General features: G+C 70.1%; 15 protein-coding genes. 12 read left to right on the top strand and 3 right to left on the bottom strand.

From position 1 onward, the window contains the following. Positions 1 to 37 precede the first annotated feature (37 nt). The 3 genes from ACSIH6_RS38760 to ACSIH6_RS38750 form a co-directional block, all read right to left on the bottom strand. A complete protein-coding gene (locus ACSIH6_RS38760; RefSeq protein ID WP_435113780.1) occupies positions 38 to 622 on the bottom strand; it encodes a hypothetical protein in 585 nt (194 codons plus the stop codon). A gap of 68 nt (positions 623 to 690) precedes the next feature. After that, the gene (locus ACSIH6_RS38755) at positions 691 to 933 is read right to left on the bottom strand and encodes a hypothetical protein (RefSeq protein WP_435113778.1); all 243 of its coding nucleotides are present in this window, start codon (positions 931 to 933) and stop codon (positions 691 to 693) included. Positions 934 to 1,205: 272 nt separating this feature from the next. Further along, the gene (locus ACSIH6_RS38750) at positions 1,206 to 1,589 is read right to left on the bottom strand and encodes a hypothetical protein (RefSeq protein ID WP_435113776.1); all 384 of its coding nucleotides are present in this window, start codon (positions 1,587 to 1,589) and stop codon (positions 1,206 to 1,208) included. Positions 1,590 to 1,845: 256 nt separating this feature from the next. Between ACSIH6_RS38750 and ACSIH6_RS38745 the strand changes: the two genes are divergently transcribed. The 12 genes from ACSIH6_RS38745 to ACSIH6_RS38690 all read left to right on the top strand — a co-directional run. Then, positions 1,846 to 3,003 (top strand): hypothetical protein, encoded by a 1,158-nt coding sequence (locus tag ACSIH6_RS38745; protein WP_435113774.1) that lies wholly within the window; start codon positions 1,846 to 1,848, stop codon positions 3,001 to 3,003. Positions 3,004 to 3,167: 164 nt separating this feature from the next. Next, a complete protein-coding gene (locus ACSIH6_RS38740) occupies positions 3,168 to 3,356 on the top strand; it encodes a hypothetical protein (protein WP_435113772.1) in 189 nt (62 codons plus the stop codon). Positions 3,357 to 3,463: 107 nt separating this feature from the next. Next, positions 3,464 to 3,808 carry a hypothetical protein gene (locus tag ACSIH6_RS38735; RefSeq protein ID WP_435113770.1) on the top strand — a complete coding sequence of 115 codons (345 nt, stop codon included), beginning with the start codon at positions 3,464 to 3,466 and terminating at the stop codon, positions 3,806 to 3,808. Positions 3,809 to 3,929: 121 nt separating this feature from the next. After that, positions 3,930 to 4,160, top strand: a complete 231-nt coding sequence (locus ACSIH6_RS38730) for a hypothetical protein (protein ID WP_435113768.1) — start codon at positions 3,930 to 3,932, stop codon at positions 4,158 to 4,160. Further along, entirely contained in the window at positions 4,157 to 4,648 is a 492-nt protein-coding gene (locus ACSIH6_RS38725) for a hypothetical protein (protein ID WP_435113766.1), read from the top strand. The genes ACSIH6_RS38730 and ACSIH6_RS38725 overlap by 4 nt, the downstream gene beginning before the upstream one ends. A gap of 11 nt (positions 4,649 to 4,659) precedes the next feature. After that, positions 4,660 to 4,959, top strand: coding sequence for a hypothetical protein (locus ACSIH6_RS38720; RefSeq protein ID WP_435113764.1), 300 nt, complete (start codon positions 4,660 to 4,662; stop codon positions 4,957 to 4,959). A 115-nt stretch (positions 4,960 to 5,074) separates the two neighbouring features. Beyond that, positions 5,075 to 5,431, top strand: a complete 357-nt coding sequence (locus ACSIH6_RS38715; protein WP_435113762.1) for a hypothetical protein — start codon at positions 5,075 to 5,077, stop codon at positions 5,429 to 5,431. Positions 5,432 to 5,483: 52 nt separating this feature from the next. After that, entirely contained in the window at positions 5,484 to 5,708 is a 225-nt protein-coding gene (locus ACSIH6_RS38710) for a hypothetical protein (RefSeq protein WP_435113760.1), read from the top strand. Between the two features lie 92 nt (positions 5,709 to 5,800). Beyond that, positions 5,801 to 5,995 carry a hypothetical protein gene (locus ACSIH6_RS38705; RefSeq protein WP_435113758.1) on the top strand — a complete coding sequence of 65 codons (195 nt, stop codon included), beginning with the start codon at positions 5,801 to 5,803 and terminating at the stop codon, positions 5,993 to 5,995. Between the two features lie 229 nt (positions 5,996 to 6,224). After that, a complete protein-coding gene (locus ACSIH6_RS38700; RefSeq protein ID WP_435113756.1) occupies positions 6,225 to 6,575 on the top strand; it encodes a hypothetical protein in 351 nt (116 codons plus the stop codon). A 130-nt stretch (positions 6,576 to 6,705) separates the two neighbouring features. After that, complete coding sequence (locus tag ACSIH6_RS38695) at positions 6,706 to 7,623, top strand: hypothetical protein (RefSeq protein WP_435113754.1); 918 nt, start codon at positions 6,706 to 6,708, stop codon at positions 7,621 to 7,623. Continuing rightward, the coding region (locus ACSIH6_RS38690; protein WP_435113752.1) for a Scr1 family TA system antitoxin-like transcriptional regulator at positions 7,616 to 8,155 on the top strand (540 nt) is incomplete at its 3' end. The genes ACSIH6_RS38695 and ACSIH6_RS38690, both read left to right, overlap by 8 nt.

Genomic DNA, 8,155 nt, shown 5'->3' with positions numbered 1-8,155 from the left:
CCCCCCCCCCCCCTCCCCCCCCCCCCCCCCGCCGTGGTCAGATCCGGTTGACCGTGATGTGGGGGCCGAACCCGCAGGCGAGCGCGTACTCGCGCGCGGCCTCGACCTCGGTCGGCGCCCACGCCAGCTCCCCGGTCTGGCCCAGGGCCGTGTATCCCTGGGAGTGCGGTACGTCCATGCGGCCGTCGATGGTGGCCACCAGGTCGGGGTGGTCGACGACGCGGGCGGTGTAGAGGCCGACCTTGCCCAGCTCCTGGGCGCGCTGGAGGGTGACGGTGGCCGCGGTCCCGGTGCTGGCGGGCACCTCCACGCGCAGGCCCAGGGACGTGTGGGCCACGTCGGCGTACCCGGCAGTGGTGTAGGTGGCCGCGACGTGTTCGCAGGCCGTCCTCCAGGCACGTGCGCGCTCGGTGTGGCGCGGGGCGGGGCGCTCGTCGATGATGCGGCCCTGATGGTTGCACGAGACGTGGACGATGACGCGGCCGCGGTGGCCGCTGTGCATGACGCTAGCGCCGACCTGGCCGTGCTGCCCCAACCTGTAGTTGGAGGGCAGGTCGGCGTCGCTCAGGACGCGTTCGGCGGCCTGGACGTACCAGGGTCGAGCGTTCTCGGTGTGGTTCACAGGTGTTCCTGGTGGTGTCGGCCCCGGGGGGTGGAGTGCCACCCTCCACCCCCCGGGGGGGGCGGTGGTTAGGCGGGCAGGAGGTCGGCGTCGATGCCGTGCTTGGCGCAGTAGGAGAAGATGGCGCCCTCCAGGTTGTTGAGCGCGCGCAACAGCTGGTCGCGGCGGTCGCGGGCGGCGAGCCAGGCGCGGATGGGGCCGGTGCGGGCGGTGTCGATGTCGCGCTCGGCCGCCTCCAGCTTCTCGGCGAGCTCGCAGCGCAGGGCCCAGGAGGAGGAGTTGGCGATACGGTCGAGGGTCAGAGTGGGCATCGGGGCCTCCTGGGCGCTTGTGGTCGGTGTCGGTCGCTGGCGGGTGCCACCCCCACCAACACACTTAGTTAACCACATGATTCGCTTGTTTGACAACATGGCGCGCGCATGGGCCATCACGCGCACCGTCTACGATGAGCACAGCCGCCAAGGCCTGGCCGTGGTGGTGTCGGTGGGCGGCGGGCTTGCCACCTCAGGGGTCTCGATCCCGGCCCGCCGCCCCCTCTCTGAACACCCAGGGGCCCTCCGCGGGGGAGGGCCCCTGGCGCTTTCTAGAAGCGCTTGTGGGTGTCGGCGATGTACTGGTGCGCCCGGCGCAGGGCCAGGCGCAGGGCCTCGCGCTCGAAGCGCCGCACGGTGCGCCCCTTCTCCTCCAGGGACAGAACCCGGCCGAGCTTGACCTCGCTGTCCAGCAGCCAGACAGTGATCCGGCGCAGGTTGCGGTTGAGGTAGGGGTCGACCATCGAGGCCAGCGGCTCGCTCTCCAGCAGGTCCAGGGTGCGCTCCAGGACGTCGACGGCCTTGCCGATGTCGCCCGGCTTCTTCGGTGCGGGCAGGTCGATGGGCAGCGGGAGCTGAGCCAGCAGCACCTGAAGTTCCTCCACGAGACGGACCCACAGCAGGACCAGGGACTGGGTGTTGGGGTGGGCGGGCATCGGGTCCTCCTGAGCGGTCGCTGCTGTGGCGTCGGGCGTCGGCGGGGTGCCACCCCCCACCAACACACTTAGTTAACCACATGTCTAAGTCAGTTGACAACAACCGTGATTGTGGTGTCTCCTGCCCCCATCGACCGATGCGAGCCTTTCCCCGCCAACCGTCAGCAGTACGTGCTGAAATCGACACACCGCGCAACCGCGCACCCGCGAAGCGGGGGGTGGCACCCCGCCCGCACCGACACCGCCGGAGGAGACCATGGCCATCAAGCCACTGAGCGAAACCATCCCGACCGAGACCGCCTGGAAGGAGGGACGGCGCGTCTACGTGCGCTGCGGCTACACCTCCCACCTCAACAGCCAGCTGCGCAGCATGGGCGCCAAGTGGGACCCCGAGCACCGCGCCCTGTGGGTGGGCTCGACCAAGCAGGAACGCGTCCTGCCCCTGGTCCTCGAGCACATCGAGCGCCGCGACCACGCCAAGCGCGTCAAGGCACTGGAGCTGTGGGTGAAGATCCCGCGGGGTGCCGCCGACCTACACGCCAGGGCCAGGGAACTGGGCTTCGTCTTCGACGGCGAGCGCAAGGAGTGGGCGGCCCCCAGCGACGAGGCCCGCACCGAGTTCGCTCGGCTCGCCGAGGAGTACCGCGCCGACGCCAAGGCCACACGCGCGGCGATCAAGGAGCGCATCGACCGCATCCTGGACCAGGCCGGAGGGGACCCGCAGGAGGAGAAGCGACTGCTGGCCATGGACGTGGCCGAGCGCGCGGGACGCACGCCCACGGGAGAGCTGACCGAGGTGCACCGGGTGGAAACGCGGCGGATGCGACGGCCCAGCGTTGAGGCGATGCTGCACCAGGTCGGCTCCGTGCTCCCGCTCGGGGGCGGCCGCATGGGCGTGGTGACCCGGGCGCGCGCGTGGTTCACCGCGGAAGAGGTGTCCTCGGTGTGCTGGCACCCCGAGACGCACGATGAACCGCACTGGGACCTGTGGCACCAGGTGGCGGTGGTCGAGCCGACCGAGGACGAGGCGCGCGAGGCGGCCGAACTGGAGGCCGCGCGGGCCGACGCGGCCGCGCTGCACGCCCTGCTGGAGGATCCCCGGTGGATTGGGGCGCCGGCGAGCACCGAGTACAGCGACGTGCCGCCTGAGGACCAGGTGGGCGTGGTGCTGTGCGTGAGCGGCCTGGCCAGGACGCGGCACCCGAACGGCACCGTGGTACTCACACGCGACGGGCGTCTGCTGCTGCGGCACCCGGGCTACTACGACTCCTACATCGCCACGGAGCGCGTGGTAACCGACGCGGAACTGGTGGGGCGGGCTCGGTCGCTGATCGAGGCGGGGGCGCGCACGCGGACCTACGTCGACCTGTTGGAATACGACTACACGGTGCAGCCCGGGGCCGCTCTGGAGTGATGCGGTGCGGCGAGCGCCCCGCGGTGGGCGGGGCGCTCGCGGGTTGGTGGGACACGTCGGCCCGCAATGTTGACAACTAATGCAGTGAGGTGGTTAACTAATGGTGCTGGCGGGGGGTGGCACCCCACCAGCACCGACACCGACCACTTTTCCGGGGGATTCAGATGACCGGCATTGAGCGCCCGACCACCATCGACGGCACCGAGTACGACTTCTTCTCCCCCGTCTCCCGCCGCTACATGACGAAGAAGCCGGGGGTCGCTTCCGGGGTCAAGCGCAACGCGCGCCGTCGCGACCGGCACACCCGCAAGGCGGCCGCCCGCGCCTTCCGCCTCGGCCGCGCCGACTGGTAGTCCGGCCGCCGCCCGCGGGCGGCGGCCTCCTCGCCCACAACTTCGCGCAGTCGACAGCAGGGCCCGCGAACCGCACCCGCTGCCTCCCATCCTTCGAGCGAAAGGCCATGTCCATGTCGGTCACCTTCCAGCCCACGAACCACTTCGACGCCACCGACCTGAACGTGCACAACTCCGGCGCTGCCGCGCTGCTGGCACTGCTGGGCTACCCGGTCGAGGACGGAGACCTGGGCGGTGTGGAGGAGGACGCGGTCCTGTTCACCGGGCGCGCCCTGCTGGCGCTGGCGCTGGTCGACGTGGCCAGCGCCGATAACACCGGCCTGCCGCCCCTGGTCGAGGGCAACCACATCAACTGCGGCCGACCGGCCGGATACCTCGCCGAGCGCCTGGAGGCACTGGTCGAGGTGGGGATGTGCGCCCAGGAACTGAGGACGGGGGTGGCTTGGGGCTGAGGGCCCCTGGGGTGCGACTGCGCGCCGCACCCCAAGATTGTTGCTAACTAACTGTTTAATGTGGTTAACTAAGGGCATTATTCAAGGCGGGGCCCCGCGGCCCACGACGAAAGGAACGGCCATGACCTTCGACCTCTCCTACGAGGACCGCCGCACCGTCTGCGACGCCTTCGGCGAGGTCCTGGCCGCGGGTGTCTACACCGAGATGGCCGTCGACGACGGCGACGCCGAGGGCCTGGCCGTGGCCGAGGCCGGACTGCATGAGGCCGAGCGCGCACTGGAGACGGTGTGCCTGCGCGTGGGCGTGGAGCCCGAGGACGCCCAGCGCCTCTACCACCAGAAGGCGTGGTGATCCGCGTCGGCCTGTGGTGCAGCTCGGGCATCACGCTCGCCAGCACCGCCGCCGAGCGCGACACAACGCCCGCCGCCGACCCTGACCGCATCCCGGCAACCGAGAGGAGGCCCCCGTTGGCCACGATCACCGTGTTGGGCGAGACCACCACGCTCAGCGGCGCCCGCCAGCGCCACCTGCGTACCGACGACGGACAGCGCTGGGTGGTCTCCGCCTACCGCGGCCGCTTCTTCCCCGAGGGCCAGACCCTGGTCATGCGCGCCGACGCGCACGGGGACTCGACCGGCGACGACGTCGTCGAGCTCGACGGGTGCGACCTGGACGCCGCCCAGGCCGAGTTCGAGCGCCGCTACCGCGCGGGCACCCTGCCTGCCGAGCAGCCTCGCCCTGAGCACCAGCCCGGTGTTCTCGCTGACGAGGAGGCCTGCCAGGCCCTGCGTCGTGCCCTTTTTCCCGCCCGGCGTCTGCACATCACCCCTGAGCTGTAAGGAGCTTCGCGATGCACCGAACCACCTTCGTCATCACCCAGATCCTCCCCGAGGGGGTCGGCCACCAGCGCCACCTTGAGGGACTGGTCATGACCGGGCCCGAGGTGGCCGCGACGTTGGCCGACTCGACCACGTGCGAGGACCTGATTCACGAGGCCGAGGAGTGCGGGCTGCGCGCGGTGGAGTGCTGGCACCTGCGCCCGTACCTTCCGGCCGGGATGAGGGAGCGCTACGACGCGGAGCGGGCGGTGGCCGCGGCGCCCATGGTGCGCCACGTGGAGGGGTTGGTGTGGTTTCGGGGGTGGGGGTGACCGTGGGCAACACCAACACATGTGTTGCCTACTAATGGTTTCATGTGGTTAACTAGTGGCGTTGGTGGGGGGTGGTACCCCACCAACACCCGGCACCGACCGAGAGGCAGACACGATGGCGCTCAGGCCCAGCATCCCCACCGGCGAGACCAACCCCGTCAGCGACATCGGCGGCATCCACGTCCTGCTCGACCAGCTCGACCGCTCCGCGGGCATCTACCCGCTGACCGACCACGAGGTCGTCTCCATCGAGCGCCTGCGCCTGATCGGCTACAACCGCAGCGAGTACCCCTACTGGGACGTGAGCTACTGCTACGGCCGCCTCGCCGACGGACGCCTGGTGCGCGTCGACATCGGCGCCGACCGCGTCCGCGGCCAGTGGAGGAGCCACCTGGTCGAGTTGTGCCAGGAGGCCAAGCGCTACGGCAAGGGCCTGGGCATCCTCGACGCCGTGTCCCTGCTCCCGGGCTAACACACAGGGGGCCGCGCCCGGCGGCCCCACCCGATCATGAGAGGAGGTCGCCGTGAGCGACCACGACAACCACCCCAACGCCACCCTGTCCATCGCCACTCCCACGGCCGACGGCGGGCGAATCTTCCAGTCCTGGGAGATCTGCGCGTGCGGAGTCCCGGGACTCCGAGACCAGATGGGGCCGCCCCACCAGGAGAGTTACGCGGAGGCCGCCACTGTGCAGGCCACGGCCCAGGCCGTGCTCGACACTCCGGGCAACATCCAGTTCGGCAGGTAGTCCACCGTCGTCCTACTCCCCGTAGGAACCACCTGTCGGCGTCCCACACGGGGGCGCCGACCTACTTAAGACGAGATGAAAGAGGAATCCACATGAAGGCCCGCGCTATCCGCCCCGGCCACGGCATCCGCGCACACGGGCGCGCCTGGAGGGTCACCCTCGTCCAGGCCCAGCCCGACGGCGACCTGAGGGTCTACCTCGACGCCGACGACGGCGAGTTGCTCCGCATGTACGACCAGGCGGACCTGTACGTCCACCCCGACCAGGACATCGAGGTGTACATGTAACCCGCCCCGACCCCGACACCTCTCAGCACGGCACCGAGCCGCCGTTTCACGACTGGGAGGGTGACCACACCGCGCTTGTCCATGTTCTGTGGAGCGCACGCCACCAGGGGCTCTCCCTGAAGGACGACGCCGACGAGATCGCGCACATGATCCTCGGCTCCCGGTGGATGGCCGCTCGACAGCAGCAGGCGAGCGAGAAGGCCTGCGCTCTGACCTCCGAGGATCCGTGATGGGCCAGCGCGACCAGGTGATCGAGAGAGAACAGGTCCTGGCGGCCCGGCGTGCGCGAGCGGCCGACCAGGCGACAGGCCGGGCCATGGCGTATGGCAACGAGAAGCTGGCCGCGTTCGGGGCGGCTCTGGCGGTGCTGCCCCTGGAGTGCTTCCGGATCCCGAGGATCTCGTGGGACTTCGCCGACCAGATCCAGGTGGGCGAGGTGCGGATGCCTTACCGGGTGGCGCAGATGGCCTTGGAGCAGGCGCTGGTGTACGTGCGTGACCGGTACGGCCTGGACGAGGACGAGCTGGAGCCTGTGCGGGAGGAGGGGATCGCGGCTTACGAACGCCACACGGCGGGGTGAGCGTGCTGGTGTGGACGTGCCGGGTTGAGGGCGTCGGGTTCAGCGGTTCTCCGCGGCCCGGCGCCCTCGGTCATGCTGGTGGACCCCCGACCACCCTCGCGCAACATTATTGACATGTAACATTCTTTACATGGATGATGACCAGCAGCACGACGTCTCAGGGCGCGAGGAACTGGCTCGGCGCCTCTCCGTGTGGGGCACCGCCCACCGGTCCCGCGATGAGCTGATCCGCAGCGCCCGGGACTTCGACCAGGAGTACTTCACCCACGACCGCATCGCGCGTCTCATGGGCCTGGCACGGCCCACCGTCGCCCGGATCCTCGGGCAGGCCTTCGACCCCGCGGCCCTGCCCGAGCAGCTCCTCTCCCCCAACGAGGACGGCACGGCCCGCTTCGACCTGGGCAAGTTCGAGGCCCTGCTGGCCGAGAACCACCGCCAGGCGCGGGAGCAGTTCTGGGAGGAAGAAGCCAAGGACCTGCCGCCCGGTTCCCGGCCGGTGTCCTGGCACGCCACCCTGTTCCGCCCCGTCTGGGACACCGGCAACCCGGACGCCGGTGTCACCGGGATGCTCAACGCCACGCACGCGGTGATGCGCGACCAACTGCCCCAGCCCTCCCTGTTGCGCACCATGAACGTCGCCCAGGCCCGCAAGCTGGGGTTCGGCAGCGGCGACGACAAGATGCTCGTGACCGTGGCTGTGCACTACACGCTCCCGGACCTGAGCCTGGCGGAGCAGCGGGCGCGCGCAGAGCAGCTCGCCGCCGAGCAGGGGTGGCAGGCCACCCCGGTGGACGACCTGGGCATGACGAAGGCCGAGTGGGTGAGCGCCCAGCTGCACGAGCTGGTGGGCCACCGCGTCACGATCACCATCACCGTGCCCCAGCCCTACGGTCAAGACGAGCACATGCGCAGCGAGACCGGCGCCCTGTTCCACGGCGCCGATGGGTTCACCGTCCAGGGCGAGGCCCCGCACTTCGCGGTCATGGACGTGCACCCGGCGTCGGTGGTCATGATCGTCGACCACGGTGTGGGGGGCCAGGATGGGTGAGGACCGAGTTGAGGGTGTGCGCTCGCCCACCGTGCAGCGGCACATCCTGCTGGAGAGCTTGATCGGCCACCGCAAGCGGTTGGGCATCACCCAGCAGGAGGTCGCGGCCGAGCTCGACGTGTCCGTCCAAACGGTGATGCGGTTGGAGGCCGGGCAGGTCCAGCTCAAGCGGGACTACCTGTCCTGCATGACCCGGTTCTACCGTCTGACGGAGAGCGAGAGCGAACGTCTGAACGCGCTGCGGTGGGGAGCTCGGGAGCCGGAGTGGTGGAAGCCCTACGCCTCGGTGCTGAGCACGGACGAGCAGCAGCGCCTGGGGTGGCGCAGCGGAGCACAGGCCATCCAGGAGTGGGCGTGCCTGACGGTGCCGGAGCTGTTGCAGACCCGGGACTACGCGACGGCCGCGCTCTTGGAGGAGCCGCCCGCGCGCCGCGAACTGCTGGTCGAGGCAAGGTTGCAAGCGCAGATCCAGTCCACGTTCACCCGGGTCAGGCAGCGGTACGTGCTCGACGAGGCGGTGGTGTGGCGACGC

Origin of the sequence: Nocardiopsis synnemataformans (genome assembly GCF_965343085.1) — a bacterium.
GTDB lineage: Bacteria > Actinomycetota > Actinomycetes > Streptosporangiales > Streptosporangiaceae > Nocardiopsis > Nocardiopsis alborubida.
Note: the sequence above shows the minus strand (reverse complement) of the source record. Positions and strands in the feature narration are given on the sequence as shown.

Bases quoted from the DNA above. Each gene is read 5' to 3' on its own strand.
- ACSIH6_RS38755 (WP_435113778.1), bottom strand. From the start codon at position 933: ATGCCCACTCTGACCCTCGACCGTATCGCCAACTCCTCCTCCTGGGCC.
- ACSIH6_RS38750 (WP_435113776.1), bottom strand. From the start codon at position 1,589: ATGCCCGCCCACCCCAACACCCAGTCCCTGGTCCTGCTGTGGGTCCGT.
- ACSIH6_RS38745 (WP_435113774.1), top strand. From the start codon at position 1,846: ATGGCCATCAAGCCACTGAGCGAAACCATCCCGACCGAGACCGCCTGG.
- ACSIH6_RS38740 (WP_435113772.1), top strand. From the start codon at position 3,168: ATGACCGGCATTGAGCGCCCGACCACCATCGACGGCACCGAGTACGAC.
- ACSIH6_RS38735 (WP_435113770.1), top strand. From the start codon at position 3,464: ATGTCCATGTCGGTCACCTTCCAGCCCACGAACCACTTCGACGCCACC.
- ACSIH6_RS38730 (WP_435113768.1), top strand. From the start codon at position 3,930: ATGACCTTCGACCTCTCCTACGAGGACCGCCGCACCGTCTGCGACGCC.
- ACSIH6_RS38720 (WP_435113764.1), top strand. From the start codon at position 4,660: ATGCACCGAACCACCTTCGTCATCACCCAGATCCTCCCCGAGGGGGTC.
- ACSIH6_RS38715 (WP_435113762.1), top strand. From the start codon at position 5,075: ATGGCGCTCAGGCCCAGCATCCCCACCGGCGAGACCAACCCCGTCAGC.
- ACSIH6_RS38705 (WP_435113758.1), top strand. From the start codon at position 5,801: ATGAAGGCCCGCGCTATCCGCCCCGGCCACGGCATCCGCGCACACGGG.
- ACSIH6_RS38700 (WP_435113756.1), top strand. From the start codon at position 6,225: ATGGGCCAGCGCGACCAGGTGATCGAGAGAGAACAGGTCCTGGCGGCC.
- ACSIH6_RS38695 (WP_435113754.1), top strand. From the start codon at position 6,706: ATGGATGATGACCAGCAGCACGACGTCTCAGGGCGCGAGGAACTGGCT.